At 56.2% G+C, this 22,399-nt stretch carries 21 protein-coding genes and 1 tRNA gene; 6 read left to right on the top strand and 16 right to left on the bottom strand.

Features of this window, described 5'->3' with window-relative positions; genetic code table 11:
* Window positions 1-4: 4 nt before the first annotated feature.
* Both VGH19_02980 and VGH19_02975 read right to left on the bottom strand, forming a co-directional pair.
* Window positions 5-1,255 carry an efflux RND transporter periplasmic adaptor subunit gene (locus VGH19_02980; protein ID HEY1170312.1) on the bottom strand — a complete coding sequence of 417 codons (1,251 nt, stop codon included), beginning with the start codon at window positions 1,253-1,255 and terminating at the stop codon, window positions 5-7.
* Window positions 1,256-1,510: 255 nt separating this feature from the next.
* Window positions 1,511-2,176: a protocatechuate 3,4-dioxygenase gene (locus tag VGH19_02975; GenBank protein ID HEY1170311.1), complete on the bottom strand. Its 666-nt coding sequence runs from the start codon at window positions 2,174-2,176 to the stop codon at window positions 1,511-1,513.
* A 141-nt stretch (window positions 2,177-2,317) separates the two neighbouring features.
* On the opposite strand from VGH19_02975, the gene VGH19_02970 reads away from it, so the two are divergent.
* Both VGH19_02970 and VGH19_02965 read left to right on the top strand, forming a co-directional pair.
* The gene (locus tag VGH19_02970) at window positions 2,318-2,662 is read left to right on the top strand and encodes a hypothetical protein (GenBank protein HEY1170310.1); all 345 of its coding nucleotides are present in this window, start codon (window positions 2,318-2,320) and stop codon (window positions 2,660-2,662) included.
* 226 nt (window positions 2,663-2,888) lie between these two features.
* Complete coding sequence (locus tag VGH19_02965; protein ID HEY1170309.1) at window positions 2,889-6,848, top strand: lamin tail domain-containing protein; 3,960 nt, start codon at window positions 2,889-2,891, stop codon at window positions 6,846-6,848.
* A 328-nt stretch (window positions 6,849-7,176) separates the two neighbouring features.
* Here VGH19_02965 and VGH19_02960 read toward each other — a convergent pair.
* Window positions 7,177-7,251: transfer RNA gene (locus tag VGH19_02960), tRNA-His, on the bottom strand.
* A 171-nt stretch (window positions 7,252-7,422) separates the two neighbouring features.
* Between VGH19_02960 and VGH19_02955 the strand changes: the two genes are divergently transcribed.
* Together VGH19_02955 and mutL are read left to right on the top strand one after the other, a co-directional pair.
* Entirely contained in the window at window positions 7,423-8,523 is a 1,101-nt protein-coding gene (locus tag VGH19_02955; protein HEY1170308.1) for an ATP-binding protein, read from the top strand.
* A 36-nt stretch (window positions 8,524-8,559) separates the two neighbouring features.
* Entirely contained in the window at window positions 8,560-10,533 is a 1,974-nt protein-coding gene (gene mutL, locus VGH19_02950) for a DNA mismatch repair endonuclease MutL (protein ID HEY1170307.1), read from the top strand.
* 18 nt (window positions 10,534-10,551) lie between these two features.
* On the opposite strand, the gene VGH19_02945 is transcribed toward mutL, so the two are convergent.
* The gene (locus VGH19_02945) at window positions 10,552-11,394 is read right to left on the bottom strand and encodes a hypothetical protein (GenBank protein HEY1170306.1); all 843 of its coding nucleotides are present in this window, start codon (window positions 11,392-11,394) and stop codon (window positions 10,552-10,554) included.
* Between the two features lie 227 nt (window positions 11,395-11,621).
* Here VGH19_02945 and VGH19_02940 point away from each other — a divergent pair, with 227 nt between their 5' ends.
* Complete coding sequence (locus VGH19_02940; protein ID HEY1170305.1) at window positions 11,622-12,620, top strand: hypothetical protein; 999 nt, start codon at window positions 11,622-11,624, stop codon at window positions 12,618-12,620.
* A gap of 82 nt (window positions 12,621-12,702) precedes the next feature.
* Here the strand turns inward: VGH19_02940 and ychF are convergent, their stop codons facing one another.
* The 7 genes from ychF to VGH19_02905 form a co-directional block, all read right to left on the bottom strand.
* Window positions 12,703-13,806, bottom strand: coding sequence for a redox-regulated ATPase YchF (gene ychF / locus VGH19_02935; GenBank protein ID HEY1170304.1), 1,104 nt, complete (start codon window positions 13,804-13,806; stop codon window positions 12,703-12,705).
* 23 nt (window positions 13,807-13,829) lie between these two features.
* On the bottom strand, window positions 13,830-15,089 hold the full coding sequence (locus tag VGH19_02930) for a GTPase Obg (protein ID HEY1170303.1): 1,260 nt from the start codon (window positions 15,087-15,089) through the stop codon (window positions 13,830-13,832).
* A 174-nt stretch (window positions 15,090-15,263) separates the two neighbouring features.
* Window positions 15,264-15,527: a 50S ribosomal protein L27 gene (gene rpmA, locus VGH19_02925; protein ID HEY1170302.1), complete on the bottom strand. Its 264-nt coding sequence runs from the start codon at window positions 15,525-15,527 to the stop codon at window positions 15,264-15,266.
* 6 nt (window positions 15,528-15,533) lie between these two features.
* Window positions 15,534-15,845, bottom strand: coding sequence for a 50S ribosomal protein L21 (gene rplU, locus VGH19_02920; protein ID HEY1170301.1), 312 nt, complete (start codon window positions 15,843-15,845; stop codon window positions 15,534-15,536).
* A 142-nt stretch (window positions 15,846-15,987) separates the two neighbouring features.
* Complete coding sequence (locus VGH19_02915) at window positions 15,988-16,266, bottom strand: hypothetical protein (protein ID HEY1170300.1); 279 nt, start codon at window positions 16,264-16,266, stop codon at window positions 15,988-15,990.
* Between the two features lie 18 nt (window positions 16,267-16,284).
* Window positions 16,285-16,641 carry a hypothetical protein gene (locus tag VGH19_02910; GenBank protein ID HEY1170299.1) on the bottom strand — a complete coding sequence of 119 codons (357 nt, stop codon included), beginning with the start codon at window positions 16,639-16,641 and terminating at the stop codon, window positions 16,285-16,287.
* Between the two features lie 2 nt (window positions 16,642-16,643).
* Window positions 16,644-16,856 carry a hypothetical protein gene (locus tag VGH19_02905; GenBank protein HEY1170298.1) on the bottom strand — a complete coding sequence of 71 codons (213 nt, stop codon included), beginning with the start codon at window positions 16,854-16,856 and terminating at the stop codon, window positions 16,644-16,646.
* 19 nt (window positions 16,857-16,875) lie between these two features.
* Between VGH19_02905 and VGH19_02900 the strand changes: the two genes are divergently transcribed.
* Complete coding sequence (locus VGH19_02900) at window positions 16,876-17,331, top strand: hypothetical protein (protein HEY1170297.1); 456 nt, start codon at window positions 16,876-16,878, stop codon at window positions 17,329-17,331.
* A gap of 219 nt (window positions 17,332-17,550) precedes the next feature.
* Here VGH19_02900 and VGH19_02895 read toward each other — a convergent pair whose 3' ends face one another.
* From VGH19_02895 to VGH19_02875, 5 genes are all read right to left on the bottom strand, one after another.
* Entirely contained in the window at window positions 17,551-17,970 is a 420-nt protein-coding gene (locus VGH19_02895) for a hypothetical protein (protein ID HEY1170296.1), read from the bottom strand.
* A 215-nt stretch (window positions 17,971-18,185) separates the two neighbouring features.
* The gene (locus VGH19_02890; GenBank protein HEY1170295.1) at window positions 18,186-18,800 is read right to left on the bottom strand and encodes a hypothetical protein; all 615 of its coding nucleotides are present in this window, start codon (window positions 18,798-18,800) and stop codon (window positions 18,186-18,188) included.
* A 326-nt stretch (window positions 18,801-19,126) separates the two neighbouring features.
* Window positions 19,127-19,564, bottom strand: a complete 438-nt coding sequence (locus tag VGH19_02885) for a hypothetical protein (protein HEY1170294.1) — start codon at window positions 19,562-19,564, stop codon at window positions 19,127-19,129.
* A gap of 223 nt (window positions 19,565-19,787) precedes the next feature.
* Window positions 19,788-20,282 (bottom strand): hypothetical protein, encoded by a 495-nt coding sequence (locus tag VGH19_02880; GenBank protein HEY1170293.1) that lies wholly within the window; start codon window positions 20,280-20,282, stop codon window positions 19,788-19,790.
* Between the two features lie 361 nt (window positions 20,283-20,643).
* Window positions 20,644-22,149, bottom strand: a complete 1,506-nt coding sequence (locus VGH19_02875; protein HEY1170292.1) for a PQQ-binding-like beta-propeller repeat protein — start codon at window positions 22,147-22,149, stop codon at window positions 20,644-20,646.
* Window positions 22,150-22,399 lie beyond the last annotated feature (250 nt).

The raw sequence follows: 22,399 nt of genomic DNA, 5'->3' as shown, positions 1-22,399 counted from the left end.
CTTCTTAGCTCTCTTTGCCCTCTTTGATCACCACAGGTTCGCCCGTGCGCAGATTTCCGGGATTGCGTACTACCGCTTCCCCGGCTTTCAATCCGTTCAAAATCTCCACCCACGTCGCCCCTTTGCGGCCTGAAGTGACCGGACGCTCCAAGGCTTTGCCCTCTTTGATGGTCAGCACCTTTTCCACACCGGCAAAAGTGACCAGAGCATCGGCAGGAACAGTCAGGCCCGGTTCACTGGGGTTCGCCACGATGTCAGCCTGGGCGAAGAAACCCGGACGCAAGCGGCCGGGATTGGGCACATCCGCCTCCACCACCAGCATGCGGTTCAGGTCGTTGACGATCGGGCTAAGACGCTTGATCTCGCCTTGATAAATATTCGTATCTCCGGTCACGGTAAGGCGGACATCCTGACCTTCCTTGATCAAGGAAGCCCGCTTTTCCGGCACTTCCAGTCGCAAACGCAGGATGTCACTGCGCACCACGGTGGCAACCGGCGCACCCACGATCAGATACTCACCCTGAGTGGCCCGGCGTTCCTGCACAAATCCATCGAAAGGTGCCTTGACCGTGGTCTCTTCGAGCTGTTGTTTGGCAATGGCCACTTCCGCACGGCGTTGCGCCAGCAATGCCTGGCGATTGCGTATCTCTTCCATCGCATCCCGCTGGCGGTTCACGGCGACTTCATAAGCGGCCTCCACTGTTTCGAGTTCCGACTGGGAGGAAACTCCATCTTTGGAAAGTTTTTGAAAACGCTCGCGGTTTTTCTTGGCTTCTTCCAAGACCGCTGCTGCTTCACGCACCACACTGGTCTGAACCGGATCAACGGCATCGTCATCCCCTTGCAGAGAAAGGCCCAGCTTGGCGCGCGCCTGGGAAAGCAATGCTTCTGCCTGCATCAACTTCACCTCATACTCGCGCTTCTCCAGTTGGGCAATGACCTGTCCTTTTTTCACCGGCGTGCCGATGTCCACGCTCACCGACTGCATGCGCCCGGACACTTTCACCCCCAAGGTCGCCTGCTCATAGGCTGCAAGCGATCCCACAGCAGCGACCGTACGTTCCAATCCCTGCATCTGAGCCTTGGTGACTTGCACCACCCGAGGCGGACCCGAAGGTGCGGATGGCCCATCCTTGCCCTTGCCTTTTGCATCATCCTTCTTGCCGCCACAACCGGCAAACAGTCCGGCCACCAGCAGCAGCAAAAGACCATGATACGACGATTTTCTCCAGTCTGACTGATATATCCGGTTCAAAAGATTCAAAAGTCTTTAAAGGTTGAGCCCGCTCAAAACCGTACGCATACGGACTATTTTATGCCGCTTTGTGACGATGTGCAACATTACTATCAGTTTAGCTAAACGGGACGCAAGGCCAGCGTAAGGTTTCAGACGCCTTTTCTGTCGGACAGATTCAAAACACCAGCAATAGGGATTAGCTTCTGCCGGATAAAAAGAAAATCCCAAGCGGGTTACACTTGGGAAGTTCTAAACAGTTATGTTGAGTGACGGTTATGCCTCCGGCGTGAAACCCATCACGATATCGAACTTCGCCGCCAGTTCGCCGATCTTGGAATCCTTCACTTTCGTGAACGGCACGATGACCGAGGCGCGTTGTTTCGCATCCTTGATGCCGCGCAAGACGCCGTCCTTCTCATTTTGCGGATGTCCCTCGATGTAGCATTGGGTGATGAGTTTCTTCTGTCCCTTCATCTTGACCGCCACATGGATGTGCGGAGTGCGGCCTGGATACGGCACCGGCTTGATCGTGCGGAACAGATATTCACCCGTGGAACCGGTGACAAACCGGCCAAAGCCTTGGAAATTCTTATCCTGCTTGTCCTTATTGCCTGTGCGGGTATGCAGGTAAGCCCCGTTGTTATCCGCCTGCCAGATCTCGATCGTCGCATTACGGATCGGCTCCCCACGTGAGTCGAGCAGGCGCCCGCTCAACCACGTGATCTCGCCCACGCCCGGCGTCGTGGCGTCGTTAACGATGATCAGGTCGTTATCCGTATCCAGCGGCAGCTTGTCCGGATAGAAAGGCCCTTCCGTCTGGGCAGGCGTGCGGGTCAGTTCTTCAGCAAAGGCACCGGGCACCGTGAAGAGCGAGGCGGCCAGACCAAGCTGGGTAAGGAAACGGCGGCGGCTGTTCACAGGCTGGATGAGCGAGTTCATAAGCGGTTTGGTTGGTTGCACTAACATATATATGAGAGTGAAACGTCCCGCACGCAGAAAAGTTGGCTGAGAATTGTAAAGAATGGGTAAATATTTTTCGGGATTTGCGTAGATATAGGAGTTTCGGCAACGTAACCGCCCATGCCCCGCATCGGCGTCTGTGAATTGTGCGAACGGGAGGAGTGTGTGCTCACGAAGCATCATCTCATCCCACAGGCGCGTCATGCGAACAAGCGGAACAAGCGCGAGTTCGATCGCGTGGAAGTGAAACAGCGCGTCACGTGGATCTGCCGCCCTTGCCACAATCACGTTCACAATCTCTTCACCGAAAAAGTTCTCGAACGCGAATACAATACGTTGGAGTCTCTAAAGGCGCATCCCGAGGTGGCGAAGTTCATCGGCTGGATCAAAAACCGGCCCAGCGCTTTCAAGCCTATGAGCAGCCCGGCCAAGACCAAGGGTGGCAAGCGCTCTAAAAAATGGTGATGTAGTCATATCGCCTCGTCGTAATCGTTCTCGTTCTCGTCGTCGTCCTCGCCCCTTTCCTGCTCCCCTTCTCCGAATCGTCTCCATTCCGTAACCTCTTCTTCACACTACCCACCTTGTCCTGAGGCGCGCAGGACGCATTCTAATACCTCTTGGGTTTCATCGTCATTGCTTTGAAGACGCTGGTGAAAATCCCAAGCGAGCATCCGAATCAAAACACATACGCATGAAATCCAGCCTATCCCGCTCCTCCCGATGGTATGGCGCGCTGACCGCCATGGTCCTTGGCCTGCTGCCTGCGGCCATCCACGCTGCCGATGTCAATCTTCTCGTCACCGAGATCCAGTCCAATCAAAGCGCCAACAAACCTGCTGGCTCACAAGATTACTGGGAGCTTTATAATTACGGAGCTACTTCCGTGAATCTCTCCGGATATCGCTGGCACGATAGCGGCAAATCATTCAATGACGCCGCCGTCATACCGGATGGCACCATCATCGCCCCCGGCGAGTCCATCGTCTTCACCTCCGCCACACCTTCCGTGTTCCGCGCCTGGTGGAATCTCCCCGCTACGGTGCAAGTGATCCAATCCGTCGGCGCACCTGGCTTGGGCGGCAATGACGGCATCACCCTCTTCGATAGCGGTGGCAATCAATTGTTCTTCTTCAGCTATGCCGCAGCCGGTTTCACGAAAGAGGATGGCAATCCTTCCACCGGCGGTCATGCCGGTCCTTCGGCTGGTGGGTCAGCAGATTCCGTCGCCCTGATCTGGGTGCCGACTTCGGGCACGGCTTCGCCGCGTTACACCTTTGCCACAGGCTCCAACTTCGGCTCATTCACCGCAGTGGCTCCGGCTACAGATGTCGGTTCTCCCGGCACCACCCACGCTGGCCCGAAATCCATTGATCTATCCACTTACGTGCGCGTCGGCCGTTACTCGTTGCCTGAGCCCACGCGCACCACGCCTCCGAATGGCATCAATCTCCTCGCTCAAGAGGCTTCTGGTGTCACTTACAATTGGGACACTGACAGCCTATTCATCACTGCGGATGGCGGCACCGCCATCGTGCAAGTCTCCAAGACCGGCCAACTCATCGACACCATGACCCTCGCGACCGGCAGCAGCCCGCAAGGCACGGATTTCTATGACCCGGAAGGCATCACCTACGTGGGCAACGGCCAGTTCGTCATGAGCGAAGAACGCGATCGCCAACTCGTTCTCTTCACTTACGCCGCTGGCACCACGTTGACCCGCGCCAACACCAAAACGGTCAAGCTCGGCACCTTCTCTCCGAACGAAGGCACCGAAGGTCTTTCCTGGGATCCGCTCACGGGCGGCTTCATCGTGCTGAAAGAACTCAATCCGATCGGCATCTTCCACACCACGGTTGATTTCGATGCCGGCACCGCCAGTAATGGCTCTCCAACTGCCGCGAACTCCATCAACCTGTTCGACCCCGCGCTCACCGGCTTCACTGATGTGGCCGATGTCTTTGCGCTCTCGAATATCCCTTCGTTGAGTGGCACCGCTGATTTCAGCCGCATGCTCCTGCTCAGCCAGGAGAACGGCAAGATCCACAACATCGACCGCGCCGGCAACATCCAGAGCACGCTCACCATCACCGCCGATCCAGGCGATACCTTGACCGTGGCCAATCAGCAGCACGAAGGCCTCACTATGGATCGCGCTGGCATCCTTTACATCGTGAACGAGAACGGCGGCGGTAACATCAACTTCCCCGAACTCTGGGTTTACGCTCCCTCCACCGTTCCGAACCAGGCACCGACCGCCATGGTGTTGAACAACCAGATCAGCTCCTTCCCGGAGAACACCAGCACCTCTTCTCGCGTGAAGGTGGCGGACATCGTCGTCACGGATGACGGCCTGGGTGTGAACACCTTGAGCCTTACCGGCACTGATGTAGCCTCCTTCGAGATCATCGGCACAGCACTTTACATCAAGTCCGGCGTCACCCTCGATTTCGAGACCAAGAGCAGCTATACCGTCACCGTCACTGTGGATGACACCACACTGGGTGCGACTCCTGATGCCAGCGTCAGCTACACGCTCACCCTGACAGATGTCACGAATGAAACGCCCTCCACTCCGAGCATCATCATCTCTGAGGTCGCCCCGTGGTCCAGCGGCAACAGCCCCATCGGAGCCGACTGGTTCGAGGTCACCAATACCGGCACGAACGCCGTGGACATCACCGGCTGGAAAGTGGACGACAACTCGGCTTCATTCGGAAATGCTTTGGCCTTGAACGGCATCACCAGCATCGCGCCCGGTGAATCCGTGATCTTCATCGAGACGGCCAACCTGACCGCCGCCAAGGCAACGTTCCTCTACACCTGGTTCGGTTCTCAACCGCCCGCCAATCTGCAGATCGGCAGCTACACGGGCGGTGGCATCGGGCTCGGCACCGGTGGTGATGCCGTGAACCTCTACAATGCCAGCGGCACACTGCAAGCCAGTGTGAGTTTTGGTGCTGCCCCGGCTGGTCCCACCTTTGCGACCTTCGACAATGCCGAAGGCTTGAACAACACCGCCATCTCGCGCTTGAGCACCGTCAATCTCTACGACGCCTTCACCGCTGTGAATGACAGCAACGAGATTGGCTCCCCCGGCACCACCGGCAAGCTGATCATCTCCGAAGTGGCTCCTTGGTCCAGTGGCGACAGCCCGGTTGGAGCTGACTGGTTCGAGATCTCGAACACCGGCGCACGCCCGATCAATATCGAGGGCTGGAGAGTCGATGACAGCTCAGAGTCCTTCGGTGGCTCGGTCGCCCTGAACGGCATCATCAGCATCGCCCCAGGCGAATCCGTGATCTTCCTAGAAACAGCCAACCTAGCCACCGCCCGCACCGCGTTCATCAATACCTGGTTCGGCGGTAACGCTCCCACTGGCTTGCAGATCGGCAATTACACCGGCTCCGGTGTCGGCCTCGGCACCGGCGGCGATGCCTTGAACCTCTATGACAATCTCGGCCGGCTGCGCGCCAAAGTCGTCTTCGGCACTTCACCCTCGGCAGCACCGTTTGCCACTTTTGATAACGCCACTGGTCTGAACGGCGTCACCATCTCGCAACTCAGTGTCACTGGCCGCTACGGCGCACGTGCCGTCACGAGCGAGACCGGCTCCCCGGGCACCACCGGCAAGCTCGTCATCACCGAAGTGGCTCCTTGGTCCAGCGGCAGCAGCCCGGTCGCCGCCGACTGGTTCGAACTCTCGAACACCAGTCCGCGTGTCATCAACATCGCCGGATGGAAGGTGGACGACAGCTCCGCTTCCTTCGCCAATGCACTCGCTCTGAATGGCATCACCAACATCGCCCCCGGCGAATCCGTGATCTTCCTGGAGAGCGACAATCTAGCCGCGATCAAGACCTCGTTCTTGAACACGTGGTTCGGCGCCAATCCTCCCGCTTCGTTGCAGATCGGCAATTACACCGGTGGCGGCATCGGTCTGAGCACCAGCGGTGATGCCGTGAACATCTACAATGCAGGCGGCATCTTGCAAGCGAGTGTCACCTTCGGCGCCTCCTCCGCGAGTGCACCGTTCAAGACCTTCGACAACGCCGCCGGGCTCGATAACGTCAGCCTCACCAGCTTGAGCAGCATCGGATTGTACGGCGCGTTCGCTGCTGCCAACGATGCCAACGAGGTAGGTTCCCCCGGTCGCACAATGACCGTTCCGCTGCTCAGCCTGGCCTCCGGTGAAGCGTTCTATACCGCGCCTGCTTCCATCATGTTGCAAGCCAGCGTGATGGACGCAGATGGCAAGATCGTCCGCGTAAAGTTCATGGTCGGCAACACCGTGCTCGCCACGCTCACGGCTCCACCCTACCAATACAACTGGCAGAATGTGCCGGCTGGTTCCTACTACGTCACCGTGCGTGGTGAGGATAATCTGGGTGGCGCTTACGTCTCGGAAGTCCAGCACATCCTCGTGGGCACCGTCGGTATCGCCGCACCGGAAAAAGCGCCAGGTACCTTCCGCTTCCAGTTCGTGGGCCTCATCACGGGCAAAGTCCACCTTATCCAGGCCTCCACAGACCTAGTGAATTGGACCACCATCGGCACCGTCACCCCCGGTTCGAACTCGATGCAGTTCGAAGACACCAACGCCGACAGCAACGTGAGACGCTACTACCGCGTGATCCAGCAGGATCAGCCGTAGGCGATAACCCGTTGGCCAGTCCAACGACTCCCCTCACCGCCCGCCACTGAAAAGTGGCGGGCTTTTTTATCCGTAGCCGACGACGTGCGGAGGCGGAACTAACGTCATCTTGGGGCTTTCGCCAACCAGCAGCAGAAACATGGAAACATAAGCGAATTACCCTCCCATTCCCCTTTCCAAGTATTCATCCCTTCTCTAATTCGTGCCAATCCGTAAAACTTGTGTCTTCTCCCTCTCCCAATTCGCGGTAATTCGCGTCACCTTAAAATTCATTCAAAAAGCAAACAGCGGAATCCCGATCTCTCGGAATTCCGCCGTTCAAAAAGGATGGGGTGACCAACGGGACTCGAACCCGCAACATCCAGAATCACAATCTGGGGCTCTACCATTGAGCTATAGCCACCGCTCAGGGCCAACGAAATTAAGCGACCAGAGGCTTTGACGTCAAGCGGGCAGTAGCAGTGTTTCAAAAACCCGTCAAAACCACCCTCCCCAGCTTTCTTGCAATTCTCCATTCAAACTCCTTCTAAGAGCTTTACCCAGCCAAATCTTGGCTTAGACTCTCAACCAGCACATGGGATCCGGCAGACGTCCAAAGCAGTTTAGCAATTTGTTGGCCGAGGAGCTTCAGTCTCTCGCGCAAACAGCAGAGGTGCGTTTTTACAAGGCCGGGCAACCTGTTTTTCAGGAAGGCGATCCCGGTGACGGCATCTACGTGGTCCTCGAAGGCGCGGTGCAAGTGTCTGCTCTCGTTGGGCATAACGAACGCCGCGTGCTCTCCCGGATCGAAAAAGGCGATTTCTTCGGCGAGATGGCCGTGCTGGATGAGGAACCTCGTTCCGCCACTGCCACTGCCGAGACTGATACCCGCGCTTTTTTCATCCGCCGAGATAATCTCCTGAACGTCTTGGAGCATTCGCCCAAGCTCGCCGTCAGCCTCGTACGCGAGTTCAGCCTGCGGATGCGCGAGTTCAATCGCCATTACATCCAGGAAGTGTTGCAGGCGGAACGGCTCACATTGGTCGGTCGCTTCGCCCGCTCTATCGTCCATGATTTCAAGAACCCCCTGAACGTCATCAGTCTTGCCTCCGAAATGGTGAGCATGGAGGGCGTCACGCCGGACATGCGCAAGAACGCGCAGTTCCGCATCCGTCGTCAGGTAGATCGTCTCAGCAACATGATCAATGAGTTGCTGGAATTCACTCGAGGTTCGCAAGCCGCCGTCGTTCTGGCCGGAACGGATTACGGTAATTACGTCAAAAACCTCATCGACGAAGTCTCTCCGGAGGTGAAGGAAAAAGGCGTGGAGATCGTTTACGAGACTCCCCCGCCCCGCGTGCTGGCCCTCATGGACCCGCACCGCCTCACGCACGTTTTCTACAATCTCATCAACAATGCCGTGGATGAGATGCCCAACGGCGGCAAGATTTTCCTCCGATTCCAAGTGCGAGAGACGGACATCCTCACGGAAGTCGAGGACATGGGCAAAGGCATCTCCCCAGAGATCGTCGGACGCCTCTTCCAGCCCTTCGCCACCTTTGGCAAAATGAAGGGCACGGGCCTTGGCCTGTCCATCTGCAAACGCATCATCGAAGATCATCGCGGTGAGATCACCGCACGCAGTGAACCCGGCAAAGGTGCCGTCTTCGCCTTCACGATCCAGCTGAGCCGTTAAAAGTTTTAGCAGCGTTCTTTCCGCTCACCCTAAACGATGAACCGCATCCGCCTCCTGCCAGAAAATGTCGCGAATCAGATCGCGGCTGGCGAGGTGGTGGAGCGCCCATCCAGCGTGGTGAAGGAACTCGTCGAAAACGCGCTGGATGCCAAGGCCACGGCCATCCATGTCGAGGTGCAAGCCGGCGGGCGTAGCCTCATCCGCATCACGGATGACGGCATCGGCATGAGCAAGGATGACGCGCTGATGTGCCTGGAACGCCACGCCACCAGCAAGATCCAGCGCGCTGAAGATCTCGCCTCCATCCGCACCATGGGCTTTCGCGGTGAGGCATTACCTTCCATCGCCAGCGTGAGCCGCTTCACCCTCACTACGCGTGAGCGCGAAGGCGATGCCGTGGATGGCACGCAAGTCATCATCAATGGCGGCAAGATTCTGGAAGTGAAAGCGGCCGGTTGCGCTCCGGGAACAAGCATCGAGGTCCGCCAGCTTTTCTACAATCTCCCCGCAAGACGCAAATTCCTCCGCGCCGAAGAAACCGAACGCGCGCACATCCAGCATTACGTCACGCTCGCGGCTTTGGCGCGACCGGATGTGGCCTTCACACTCGTCCACAATGGCCGCCTGCTCTGGCAATATCCTGCCGTCACGGGTGATTCCAAGCTCTCTGCTTTGGGCGAACGCCTCCGCGCCTTATACGGCGGCGATCTGGAATTGCTCGAAGTCGATTTCACCGGCCACCTCGCGCCAGCGGGTGAAGTGATGGAGGATGAACCCGTTGTCGATTCCACCGTACGACTCTGGGGTTTCATCGGTGCGCCGGGCGTCTCGCGCAGCACGCGTGAGGATCAGAATGTTTTCGTAAACCAGCGTCCCGTGGAGAATCGCGGACTGAATCACGCGTTGATGGAAGGCTATCACAACGCGTTGATGAAGGGTCGCTTCCCGGTTTGCTGCCTCTTCCTCGAAGTAGACCCGGCGGAGGTGGATGTGAATATTCACCCGGCCAAGCGCGAGGTGAAGTTTCATCGCGAGAGGAATGTGCGGCAGTTGGTGACGAAAGCCATCCGAGAAACACTGCTGCGTTATCACACAGGCATAGGGCAAGTGGCGGAAGTGAAGACTGCACCCACCGCGCCAGTCATTCCGCAAGCAGAACAGCGGCATCTGGCTTTGCCCACGACGCTGGAGCTGCAATCGCCACCCAAACTGTCGGTGCCAGTGCCGAGCAAGCCGATTGCGGATTGGCCCATCGAGCGAAGTGTAGCGGGTGTGCAGAAAGCGCAAGCGCCATTACCGGAACAGCGTGTAGTGCCTGTGGAGCCAGTGCGTCCTGCGGAGCCGATTGCGCCGCTCATCACGCCATTAGCTTCTGCGCCGCAACCCGCGTTGCCTTCCGGCCAGCCAACCGGCCCACGTCCCCTGCTCTCCGTGCCCTTGCGGCTCGTAGGCGTGATTGGCCGTCTCTATGTCGTGCTGGAATCGGATAAAGGTCTCGTCCTGCTGGATCAGCACGCCGCACATGAACGGATTCTTTATGAGCAGATGTTGCAGCGATTGGAGTCTGGCCCAGCGCCTTCACAACGCCTGCTATTGCCTGAGACGGTAGAGTTGCCGCCGCGTGATGCGCAGTTTGTTCGCGATCAACTTACGACATTGAACAAGCTGGGCGTAGGCTTAAGCGAGTTCGGCGATAAAACGTTTTTGTTAGATTCACTGCCGCCATTCGTGAAGGTGAAGGACACGCGACGTTTCGCGCTGGAACTCGTGGACGCCATGAAATCCGCCGGGCAAAGCATCAACACGATGCGGCTCGGCGAGGATATGATCGCGAAAACGGTCTGCCGCCATGCGGTGAAGGCGAACGATCCCTTGCGCGAGGCCGAATTGCAGAATCTCGTGGAAGACCTGCGCCGCTGCACGATGCCTTACACCTGTCCGCATGGGCGACCCACGCTGATTGAGATGAGTTACAAGGAATTGGAGAAGAAGTTCGGGCGGACGCAGTAGCACCGATACCTAGCCCGCTTATTCCACCTTCACTGCCTGATAAAAGCCAACCGCCCCTTTTATCGGCACATCCACAATCGCATTGGTTCCCGTAGCGACTATGGAGATATCCAGGTTCTTCCAGCCGGGAGCTTCAAGCTTTTCTTTGAACTGCACTTGGTAGGTCATCCCGATCTCCGTCGCCCAATCGATGCGCAGTTTCTCAGGGCGAACGATCTTAGGAACTGTGATCGCGGCTACGGGCATCGCACCCGCTTTGATGGCAGTGTCTGGTTGGGTTTCATATGCCCAATCCAAAATGACGGGCGAGAGTTCAATTTCAGCGGGACTTTGTGCAGGTAACGGCAAACGCACGCGCACCCAGCCGTAATGTCTCCCCGAAGAACTATGGAATTGCACCCCCAGATAACCTTCCTTCGTGATGCTCAATGGCCCATGCCAGGTATTCGTATTCTGTATGAGATTCATGTGGTAGCGCGCCAGGCTGGCACTGGCATAGCCTCTCCACGCGGTGTCTCCAGTCGAATCTCCGATTAGTGCGCCCGCAGACAAGACAGCGAATTGATCCCCAACACATAGCAGACTGTTCGTGGACAGGGGAATGCCAGTGTAACTGATGGAGCAACTGCTCGTGGGAACATCTGCTGTACACAGAAAACCGCCTCCGGAAAAACTCACATCGGCTTCGCCATCACGGTCAAAATCTATGGGCGTGGAAAAACCCGGCTGCATGGCGAACGAAGTAGCAGGACCAGCGGTGTAACGGATGGTGCTTTGGGCAATTACCAGCCCGACACCAAGCCAGAGGCTGATGGCGCACAGCAAATAAAACAAAGCGGTGTGGTACGACCTCCCAGACATGCCGATATACTTGCCAGCAACTAGATAGATGCAAGCTTTGTTTCTCCTAAACACCTCGGCAAAAGCTTGAAATTAAGGCATTTACACACATTGAAATTAGCATGACTTAACAACTGAATAATGCTTGTTTTATTTCGTCTGTTATCTGTAGAAGGCCGGAAACAACCAAAACCCGGCTACGGAGGTTTGAGGCGTTTTCGCAAATCATCCACAAAACAGAGATGGCTATGAAAACACAGGTATCGAATAGAAAATCATCATGCGGAGCCTTGGCGATAAAACTGTCGATTGTTTGCACCCTGATTGTCTTGGTCACTTTGGGATTAAGAGCCGCCAACAAAGGCAATGCCAAAGCCGGTCCCACAGAAGAATACTGGAAAAAACTGCACGCTTCCGCCGGAGCAACAGATGCCGAGCAAATTCTCGCGGATCTCAAGCAAACTGAACCTACTCCTCAATCCCTCGAAAAAGCCGCACAGGCATTAATTGAACTCGCAACCCAGTTGGATAAAACCTGCCAGCAAATAGCTGCCCTACCCGCACTGAATGTCGATCCAGAGCTTCTACAGTATTCAGCGTCCTATATGAAGGCCAAGTCTGAAGGCGTCATCGTTTTGAATGAGTATTCAAGTTTGCTCCTCCAAAGCAAAGAATTGCTTAGCGGAGATAATCTGCTTTTAGATTTCTTGTTTAGCACTCTCAAGCATAGCGACAAAGGGAATGATGCCTTGGGATACGCATTGCGCGAACAGCTCTCCAGCAAAGGTGGCGCGCTGGATGCAATCAAACCACGTGTGCAGCAAATCTACCGGCAGGCTATGGACGTAAGAAATCAGGTTTCCCGGCTGAAAGCGGATGAAATGCAGCTAAGATTAAATCTTACCAAGAAATATGCCCGTGAATTTGCACCCATCAGCACATTCAAACTGCCAACGACTTCAGCGCTAAAAAAAATTGGCGCAGTGGAAATCCCTGCCACGAAAATGCAGCAAGACTTGCTAGGAAAATCTATCAATGATGGTTTGCAATGGAACTTTGAAGATATGCAGGAGTATACCCTCTTTCATGTCATCAAATCGACTCAACTAAGATCGGATTCGATTCAGTATCAAGTGGTCAGCAAAGTCAAAGGCATCCGCACCGGAAATATTAGAACTATCTGGCTGAATCTGGAATACCGGCAACAGAATGGGCAATGGAATCTGACGAACTTTGTTCCATTTTGAATCAGAAATTTCTTTTCTGAGTAAAAGCAAAAAGCGCGGAAAATAATTCCACGCTTTCGCTTTTTGAAAATATCGGACGTGTTTATACGTTGAACTTGAAGAGCATTACGTCGCCGTCTTCCACCACGTATTCTTTGCCTTCCATGCGGTAGAGGCCCTTTTCACGGGCGGCAGCTACAGAACCACAAGCCACGAGATCGGCGTAGGAAACAGTCTCAGCCTTGATGAAGCCGCGTTCGAAATCACTATGAATCACACCGGCCGCTTGAGGGGCGGTGTTACCCACGTGGATGGTCCAGGCGCGCACTTCTTTTTCACCGGCGGTGAAGTAGGTGCGCAAGCCGAGCAGCGCATAGGTGGCGCGGATGAGGCCGCCCACACCGGATTCTTTTACGCCGAGTTCTTTCAGAAATTCCGCGGCTTCTTCCGCCGAGAGGTCGATGAGGTCGCTTTCGATCTGGGCGCTGATGACGGTGGCTTCGCAGGCCAGATGCGTCTTCACATACTCGCGCACTTTCAGCACGTAAGGATTCGTGTCCGCCGTGGCGAGATCGCTCTCCTTCACGTTGCACGCGAAGATGGTGGGCTTATCCGTCATGAGGAAGAATGACTTCGCGATGACTTTTTCTTCCGTGGTCAGCGTAACGGTCAAAGCAGGCTTGCCGCTGTCCAGCACGGGTTCGATCTTTGCGAGCACGGCGTCTTCGGCGAGCGCCGTCTTGTCACCGCGCTTGGCATCCTTGGCCACACGTTCACGGCGTTTCTTCACGGATTCGAGATCCGCGAGGATAAGTTCCGTATTGATCGTCTCGATATCGCGCACCGGGTCCACAGAACCGGCGACGTGATGGATGTCCGCGTCCTCGAAGCAGCGCACGACTTGCACGATGGCGTCCACCTCGCGGATGTGCGTGAGGAATTTGTTGCCAAGACCTTCACCGGCGCTCGCGCCTTTCACCAGACCGGCGATGTCCACGAACTCGATCGCGGCCGGGATGACGACGGTGGTCTTCGCGATGCCCTTCAACACGGCAAGGCGTTCATCCGGCACCGTCACGATGCCGACGTTCGGATCGATGGTGCAGAAGGGATAGTTTGCCGCTTCCGCCTTGCGGGTGCGGGTGACGGCGTTGAACAGGGTGGATTTTCCGACGTTGGGAAGACCTACGATGCCAGCTTTCAACATAGCGAGTTAACAACAGGGTAAAATTATTCCTTAACCTCTTCGATGGAAGCCTCTTCCACCGCTTCACGGATAGTCTGCTTGAATTTCTCGATGCCTTCGTCAAACGCAGCGGCGATCGGCAGCACCGTCACCTTGCGGACTTTGCGTTTGAACTTCTTGAGATTCTCTTCGGCCTGCGGTTCGTCCATCTTGTTCGCGACGACGATGCGCGGCTTCTCCAGCATCTCGGGGTCGTAGAGGTCCAGCTCGCTGAGCACCTGCTTGTAGTCATCCCATGGCTCGCGGCCATCGCTGCCCGCCATGTCGAGGAGGATCACGAGGACTTTGCAGCGCTTGATGTGGCGCAGGAATTCGTGACCGAGGCCCACATTGTTATGCGCGCCCTCAATGATACCCGGGATGTCGCAAACGGTGATGCGCTTGTAATCCGCAAACTCCACGATGCCCGGCTGCGGATGCAGTGTGGTGAAGGGATAGGGAGCGACCTTGGGCTTAGCGCGTGAAATGGCGGTGAGCAAGGTGGACTTGCCTGCGTTCGGATAGCCGACGAGGCCGACATCCGCCATGGTGCGGAGCTCGAAAAGATAATTGCCTTCCGTGCCGACTTCACCGGGTTGGGCGAAGCGCGGCGTCTGACGCGCGGAGGTGGCGAAGTTACGATTGCCCAAACCACCGCGACCGCCTTTGCACAGGATAAAACGCTGGCCGTGCTCAGTAAGATCGGCGACAAGTTCGGCGCCTTCAATGCTCGCGGCGGCGTGTTGATCGCTCAGCTTGCGCGGGGCGTCTTCATCCTCGTCATCGTAAGAAATTTCGATGGCGCGTTCCTTGCCTTGATAGCGGATGGGCTGACGCGAGGCGGTGGCGAGCTTCATCGGCTGAGGAGACTTCTTTTCATCAGCCGCTTCTTCTTCCTCGTCCTCCTCGTCTTCATCCTCTTCGCTTACGGGAGCGACGGACTTGGTATCGATGGGCGTTTCGGTATCGGGCAGTTGCCAGATCATCGTGCCGCAGGGGACTTTGATGATAAGGTCTTTGCCCGCATGGCCGTCCATGCCCTTGCCCATGCCTGCTTCACCGTGTTCGGCGAGGAGGCGGGGCTTGTAGTATTGCTCGATGAGGTTGTTACGATCGTGATCGGCCTCAATGATGACATCGCCGCCGCGACCGCCATTGCCACCGCTGGGACCGCCCTTGGTGATGTAAGCTTCGCGATGGAACGCCACGCAACCCTTGCCGCCTTTACCGGCGCGGGCGAAAATTTTGACCTGATCTACAAACATAACGGAACTGCGGTAACACTATGCCGGAATTGTCACGTTGCGCAATGGCGCGCAATGCTTCCCATAGTGGGGCAGCCGCCCCCGGCTGCCATTAAGTCGGACAGGCGCCCCCGCCTGTCATCTAAAATAAAAAAGGCGAGGTGACGCGCACCTCGCCGTGAAATGGGGTTGCGATTAGTTCGCGGCAGCAGCTTCCACGGGAACGATGTTCACGCGGGTGCTGTCTTTGTCGAACTTCACGAGGCCGTCGATGAGCGCGTAGAGCGTCCAGTCCTTGCCGATGCCGACGTTCTTGCCGGCTTCGAAGCGGGAACCGCGCTGGCGCACGATGATCGTGCCGGCGTTCACCACCTGGCCACCGTAACGCTTCACGCCGAGGCGCTTGGATACGCTGTCGCGGCCGTTACGTACACTTCCTTGACCTTTCTTATGTGCCATAACTTCTTAGAGATTGATTGCGTTGATCTTGACGACCGTGAGTTCTTGGCGATGACCCACCTTGCGATGATAGCCCTTGCGGCGCTTCATCTTGAAGGCGATTTTCTTTTCGCCACGGATGTGTTCCACCACATCAGCGGTGACCGTGGCGGAAGCGACGGTCGGAGCGCCCACCTGCACTTGGCCGTCTTTGGCCACGAGGAGGACACGGTCAAAAGTGAATGGTTTGCCGGCGTCCACGGACACGCGCTCGATCTCGAGCGTGTCACCTGCGGCGACGCGATATTGTTTGCTGCCAGATTCAACTACTGCGTACATAGCGTTTCCCTATCAAAAAGGACGGAGATACAACCATAACCACAGGTGGAGTCAACCTTTGTTTTGAAGATTTTTAAGGAATATTTCTGGGGGTTCATCACGAGAAATAATCCATAACCCACTCAACTGCAAAGAGATGAGGCTAAAAACCGCGTTTCCGCCGTTCATCCCACTGTTTCAAGGCGAGTTTGCGGCGACGCCAGTCTTTGAAATCGGTGAAGAGGTCTAGGGTCATGATGAGTGGGTACGCACAGGCAAGCGAGAGGAAGATTCGGGGCAGCCATCCCCAATCGGTCAGGAGGGTAAGCGCGCCCAGCAGGAGCAGAAACGAGATGAGGTAAACGGCGACGACCGCCCCGGCACCGACGAGCAATGCCAGCAGGAGTTCTTTCAATGAGAATGTGTCCTTGGTTTCTCCCACGTTGTTCTTCTTTCTATTTCAGGAGTAATGCGCGGTGATGCCAAGATAGGCGAGCCCGCTAATGAAAATCAGCAAGATGCCTGCTTCAACCCAGAGTTTCGTTTGCATCGTTTTCTTCATGACCAAGAGATGGGCGACAGTGGCCGTGAGCATGTAGAAGATCACGGCCATAAACCCGACTATCCCAAACACCGCGATGATTCCCGCTCCCTGCTGTCCATTACCGGTATAAACCTCTCCATAAGCTTCGTGGGCCAGTGGCATTGTCACGGCCACCAAGAACATGCCGACCATGCGCAGTGCGATTAATCCAAAGCCCATGAATATGGTTTTCGCTGATGCACGCGGTGGCGAGATGGTTGCAACGGGCTCCATGATCAATTCTTTGGATTGGGCAGACCATATAGCATCAGCCCTTTCTCCACAATCTCGGCTTCGATCTCAGCGAGTAGCTCGCGTGAGACTTTGCCGGGTTTGGGAAGGGGCGGGCCGGCGCTGCGACGGATGCCGGTGGGTTTGTGGATGACAAACATGAAGTCACCGCCCTGCCCCCGACCTATTTGGATTTCGATATCTTCGGGTTTGAGCATGGGCCCTTTGAAATATTACGTGAACGCTGATCACCAGTCAGAACTACGACTAGGAGCTTGGATTCTTAGGTGGCGCGTTGCCGATGAAATTGCGGAGGTAATCAAGGTCTGGCGGTTCAGCCGTGATCTCGATTATATCCTCGCTGTAGTGCCGTTCATTGTCAGAAATGCCAACGACCATGTCATGTTGAAACTCGGCCCGGCAGGCAAGGCAGAAAATAACGATCTCTTCAACATCCGCAAACCAACCGAAGGGTTCTTGATATGGATCAGGCAGGTCAAGGTTGAGCCCGAGTTCCCATTCAGGTACACCGTCGCTGGCGGTCCTCCTTTGATTGACGGCCCTAACATCAGGGCAAATCCATGTCCGGCCTGGAATGAACTGATTGGCATGAGTCACGAACAAGGCGTCGAATTGGGTGAAATCATTCCCGAGGAAATAGGCAAAGAGAGTGTTTTTAGCCATGTTCGTTAACGAGATTTAAGCAGCGCATGCGATTGGGTGCCTCGTTATGAGAATGTATTCAGCAACGAATAGGGACGCAACCACGTTGTGGTTAGGGGATTGCCGGGAGGTTACCCAACCTAGTCCCGTTAGGCACGGGGAGATGTCACGTTTTGTGAGGTGTGGTGAAATATTTAGCGCCTGCCGACAGCCAGTCGGCGATCCCGCAGTCGCGGGGACCAACCTGCGCTACGAGGACGGCGCATTCGTGGTCGTGATTTTGATTTTTTGGCCGCAACGTATGTGGCGGCGGCCGGTCCAGCGATTGGGGTCATTGGTGGTGAAATGCCAGCCGCATTTGGGACAGGTCAGCCGGCCAGTCGGCGTGGCGATGGCGGTGACTTCGGGATCATCGGTGAGGAAATAACGCTCTACCTCACCCGTGGTGCCGGTGCCTCGGCAAGCGGAACAAGACTTCAGAGTGCGAATCTTGGTGCCATCGGGGCGGGTGGAAAGTTCATCAATACGCCCGCAGCCGTGACATTTCGGGCAGTCTTGGAGGATCTCCGGATTGTGATCGTTCTCATCGGTGAACTTGGCCGCTGAACGACGGGGAAAGCGCGCCTTTTGAAGACGGCGCTTAAGGTCTTTTTTTCGTTCGGTGGTCATGCCTTGGGGTTAGGGTGGAGGAAATCGGGAAGGACGCAACCACGTTGTGGTTGGGAGATTGCGGGCGGTTAACCCAACGTAGTCCAGTTAGGCACGGAACAAGGTTGGGCTTTGGGACGGAGCTCCGTTGGAGCACGGGGAGAGGTCGTGTAAGGTGACGGATGAGGCGGGTTTTCAGCCCTAGAAAGGAGTGGTGCGGACGCCGCTCTGCGATCTCATTGTTTCAGGCTAAAATAGTAATCACCGTGCGGCAAATCCGCGAAATGAATCTCCTCGTCTGATTTTTTTGACCACTCACCTTTTTTGGGCGGCCAACCACTCGGCCAGTCGTTCGTTGTGACCGGCCATGTGGAGACAAGTGCAAGCAATTTGTCGTAGTGCGCCACGGCCGACTGAACACTGGTAATCCCCAAGCTTCGAACCGCCGGAATGGGTGACGAAGGGCCAATCTCAATATCGCCACCATACGACTCCCGATCTCCTACCAACTGGCGCGTCCGAAAACTGTAAGGGCCGATGGACGTCAGGCGCAGGTTCTGGGTCTGCTGGAAGGAATCGCGATCCAATTCGAAAAATCCCATCTCACCTTTGTCCGCGATGTCTATGCGCGTCCAGATCTCTTCCATCGTCAGGTCGTGAACTCCGTTCAACTCCAGTATTTTCACGTTAGGCATCCGCTCCAACTCGGCTTTCACGGCGTTCAACTCAGCGTAGTAGCCGGGGCCGGTAATCCAATATAACAGCGCCCCCAAGGACACGACCGCAGTCAGGCACAGCAAGCCCAAGCTGATCAACAGGGTTTTGAGGCGGGGAAATCTCAGAGCCTTCATAAACAGGATAGTGCGCTAGAGTAGTGGAATGGGAAGAAAGAAAACCACGTAGTGGTAAGGGGATTGCGAGCAGTTAACCCAGCTTCCTCATTCTCACGACTGCATGTCTGCCAATCGCCGATCTGGGCCTTGGCAAGACGAACCGATCTCTGGATGAATATGTCGCGCATCTGCGCCGGACTCCAATGTGACAAATGAGAATCATCAAACCAAAGCCCGCGATTGGGTGACCAAATCGTGCCGCCCTCAAATATCCAGCCACGTGATTGAAGCAATTCAATGAACTGCGTTCTTTGAGCGCTGGTAAAAGGCATAGTGGTCGAATTTCATTTATCACTCACCACGGCGGGAGTGATAATCTCGGCTAGCTGGCCCTCTTTTCCAGACCACCGACAGAACAGGTGTATGACGACGGCGGCGGTGCTCCCAAGAGCCAGTGTCATCAATGAGTTCTCGGGCAGAATGACGGCATCGCTGGCAGGCCGTCTGATAAAGCGGAAATAATAATATCCTGCGCCCGGAATGGATAAGAACATGGCGCAAAACCATCGCGAAGAACGGGGCACGCAATAACTGGAAAAGAAGACGCCGACAAAGCCGGTGATGGCACTGATCAACCAGATGGGAGTGCCCGCAAACAGCAAGAAGAGCGATGATGGTATGGACAGGCAAAACGCGAGCACCACAGCCAGGGAATAGCTCCAAAATACAGTGCTGATTTTGGCCAGTCTGCTTTCAGGCGGGTTGTGGGGTTCGGGGTTCACTTGTTGAATGGATAGTAATATGGGAGGGGTGAGTTGGGAATAAGTTTCGAGGGCCACAAAGAAGCACAAAAGAGCCGGTCGCACCGGCAGGCCTACAGAACGAGGGGGGCGGGTCTTTTAGCTGTGGTCTCGAGCCGGGCCGGAGGCTGACGCTCTGTGGGTGAGTTGATTGGCCCCCATTTGATTAACAGGCGGGATAAAGCACATCAAAGCGCCGATGGATTCAATCCATCAACCAGATGTAGTAGTGAGGGGAAAATCCCTGCGTGAAAACGAGTGTTATGACGATGCCCACCGCGGTGACGATACCAGCGGCAAATCGGCGACGCCAAAAGGCGGCAAGAACTGCGACCGAGAATAACGGGATGGCAACGTAACCGAGCAAGTAAAGCAATATCACGGGCATCCGCCAAAGGTCACCGATCCACGTCATGGGAATCAGCCCTTTCGGGTCTTGAATCATCGGCGGGAAGGCGCCGATGGATACCTGATACACGCCCATGGTCCAATAGGGATAGTTACGCCACCCAACGACGGCACAGGCGATAAATATGGCGGCAAAGGTTGACAGGGCGACATAATCCCGACGGTTATGCCGGGCCATCAGGATCAGCTCAACAAATGCAGTGATGGCGGTGGCGAGGCCAAGGAGAACAAGAATGATGCGCAGAGGCTCGAGCGCGTCCGTGCCGCTGTACAAGGCGGGCGGAAGGCTCATGGCAAAGGGTGCCAGTGTGAGCAAGAGCAACAGCAGCCCAAGTGAAAGCCAAGGGAGTCGATGATTTGTAGCAGGTGTCTTCAGAGGTTGTGTGATGGTGACTAAAAATTACGCTGGTGGACGGGACTTGCAAGCGGGGAAATGGCGTTTTACGGGACGGGGAGATGAATCGCGAAAAACGCAAAATACACGAACAGACAGGGGGAGATTTTCAACCGAATGGGGTCAAGCGAATGAGGGAGGAATTTTTGACAGGATCAACAAGTGCCGATTTACATCAAGCTGCTACGGCTTAGAGGAACGACGATTGGAAAAGAGTTAGTTCCGCCTCATCACTTCGACGGCTACGTTGGGAATAGGGCTACGGCTTGATGCGCAGGTCGAGGCAGATCATTTCTACGGCGTTGCGCACGAGGAGTTTGCCTTCGGAGATGGCGGGGTGATTCCAGGTCTTGCCTTCGAGGAGAGGGTTGCGGGCGACTTCGGTCCACTTCTCGGGGGTGGCTTTTACGAGGGCGAGGTCGCCATCGCCGCAGAGGACGATAATGTGGCCGCTGGCGAGGAGGATCTGGCCGTAATCGTAGCGGCCATCTTTCCAGACGCGCTTGCCTGTCTCGGCATCGAGGCAGACGAGGATGTCTTCATCGAGGCCATAGACGTGGCCTTCATGGTAGATGGAGCTGGTGAATTTGTTCTTCAGGAACTTGTTTCGCCAGAGTTCTTTGGCGGCGAACTTATCACCTTCCTTGGTGACCTGGATGGCGGCGCTGCCTTTTCCATAACCGCCGGTGAGCATGAGGCGGTCTTTGCCAAGGAGGACGGGTTGGGCGATGGAATTCTCGTAACTGACGCTCCAAGGGAATTCCCAGAGGAGTTTGCCGTCTTCCACGGCGACGCCTTTCACACGAGTGGCGGAGACGACGAGCATCTGGCGTTGACCAGCGAGTTCCACGAGAACGGGCGAGGTGTAAGCGGTCTTGTCATCTTGCGTGTGCCATAGGACTTCTCCTGTGTCCTTATTATAAGCGACGATGGACCAACCGTTCTCGCCGCCAGGCAGGAGGATGACCTTATCCTCCACGATGAGGGGCGAGTAGGCGGTGCCGAACATGAGGAGAGAGGACTTGGCATCGTGCAGGATGTTGCGCTTCCAGAGAACCTTGCCAGTGAGGGCATCGAGGCAATGAAAGTCCCCTTCCCCGCCGAGGGCGTAGATCTTCCCGTCATGCCAGGTGGGCGTAGCGCGCGGGCCTTCACCGCCCATGCTCTCCTCGAACTTGCCCACGTAACTGTGCGACCAGACTTCGCGGCCCGTCTCCATGTCGTAAGCAGCCACGACTTCTTTCTCGCGACGTTGCTCGATGGTGTAAGCGAGACCGTTCGCGATGGCGAAGGAGGCGTAACCGCCACCGATGGGTTGGCGCCAGAGAACCTTCGGGCCGCCCGGCGGCCAAGCGGTGAGGATGGGTTGCTCGGTGTAATGGGCATCGCGCAACGGGCCACGGAAACCGGTCCAATAGGTGGAGCCAGTGCGTTCGGTGACGTTGGTGGAGGCGGGAGCGGATTTGGATTGGGAGGCGCGGCTGCGCTCCACGGCGTCGTAGTCAGGCAAAGTCACCTTGCGCGTGATCTTGGGCGGGAAACCGCCCTGCCACTCCACATAGACGACCTTGGCCTTCACCAACACGGTGAGGATCAGAGCGAGGTAAACGACGGAATAAAGCGCGATGCCGAAGGTGCTGAACAGCTTGCGACCAAGAGAGACCGGCTCACGCCACGTCATCACCAGGCCCGCAGGCGGAAAGAGCCACGTCGCCAGCCGGAGTTTCAGCGGGCGTGCTTGTTTGCTGGATTGTGTATCGCTCAAAATCTTCCAATTCCAACCTGACAACGGATACGCCTTGTGCCATGGTCAGCACTTAGATAGCGCACATTTCATCCTGTGGAAACATCAAACAATACCATCATCTCGGGTAGGGCGCATCTTGACACTGCCCCCGATTAGGTAGTGAACCAGAGTTGATCCCAGTGGTGATTATGGCGTGCCTCGGAGAGTGCGGCCAGATGGCGCATGCCTTTGGGCGTCCAGAACTGGCCGGGCCGTTTGAAGCGGCACT

It is taken from the genome of Verrucomicrobiia bacterium, from assembly GCA_036405135.1.
In the GTDB taxonomy this organism is placed as follows: Bacteria; Verrucomicrobiota; Verrucomicrobiia; order Limisphaerales; family JAEYXS01; genus JAEYXS01.
This window is presented reverse-complemented; position numbering and strand designations above follow the sequence as displayed.

Bases quoted from the DNA above. Each gene is read 5' to 3' on its own strand.
- VGH19_02975 (HEY1170311.1), bottom strand. From the start codon at position 2,176: ATGAACTCGCTCATCCAGCCTGTGAACAGCCGCCGCCGTTTCCTTACC.
- VGH19_02970 (HEY1170310.1), top strand. From the start codon at position 2,318: ATGCCCCGCATCGGCGTCTGTGAATTGTGCGAACGGGAGGAGTGTGTG.
- VGH19_02965 (HEY1170309.1), top strand. From the start codon at position 2,889: ATGAAATCCAGCCTATCCCGCTCCTCCCGATGGTATGGCGCGCTGACC.
- VGH19_02955 (HEY1170308.1), top strand. From the start codon at position 7,423: ATGGGATCCGGCAGACGTCCAAAGCAGTTTAGCAATTTGTTGGCCGAG.
- mutL (HEY1170307.1), top strand. From the start codon at position 8,560: ATGAACCGCATCCGCCTCCTGCCAGAAAATGTCGCGAATCAGATCGCG.
- VGH19_02945 (HEY1170306.1), bottom strand. From the start codon at position 11,394: ATGTCTGGGAGGTCGTACCACACCGCTTTGTTTTATTTGCTGTGCGCC.
- VGH19_02940 (HEY1170305.1), top strand. From the start codon at position 11,622: ATGAAAACACAGGTATCGAATAGAAAATCATCATGCGGAGCCTTGGCG.
- ychF (HEY1170304.1), bottom strand. From the start codon at position 13,806: ATGTTGAAAGCTGGCATCGTAGGTCTTCCCAACGTCGGAAAATCCACC.
- VGH19_02930 (HEY1170303.1), bottom strand. From the start codon at position 15,089: ATGTTTGTAGATCAGGTCAAAATTTTCGCCCGCGCCGGTAAAGGCGGC.
- rpmA (HEY1170302.1), bottom strand. From the start codon at position 15,527: ATGGCACATAAGAAAGGTCAAGGAAGTGTACGTAACGGCCGCGACAGC.
- rplU (HEY1170301.1), bottom strand. From the start codon at position 15,845: ATGTACGCAGTAGTTGAATCTGGCAGCAAACAATATCGCGTCGCCGCA.
- VGH19_02910 (HEY1170299.1), bottom strand. From the start codon at position 16,641: ATGGAGCCCGTTGCAACCATCTCGCCACCGCGTGCATCAGCGAAAACC.
- VGH19_02905 (HEY1170298.1), bottom strand. From the start codon at position 16,856: ATGCTCAAACCCGAAGATATCGAAATCCAAATAGGTCGGGGGCAGGGC.
- VGH19_02895 (HEY1170296.1), bottom strand. From the start codon at position 17,970: ATGACCACCGAACGAAAAAAAGACCTTAAGCGCCGTCTTCAAAAGGCG.
- VGH19_02890 (HEY1170295.1), bottom strand. From the start codon at position 18,800: ATGAAGGCTCTGAGATTTCCCCGCCTCAAAACCCTGTTGATCAGCTTG.
- VGH19_02880 (HEY1170293.1), bottom strand. From the start codon at position 20,282: ATGAGCCTTCCGCCCGCCTTGTACAGCGGCACGGACGCGCTCGAGCCT.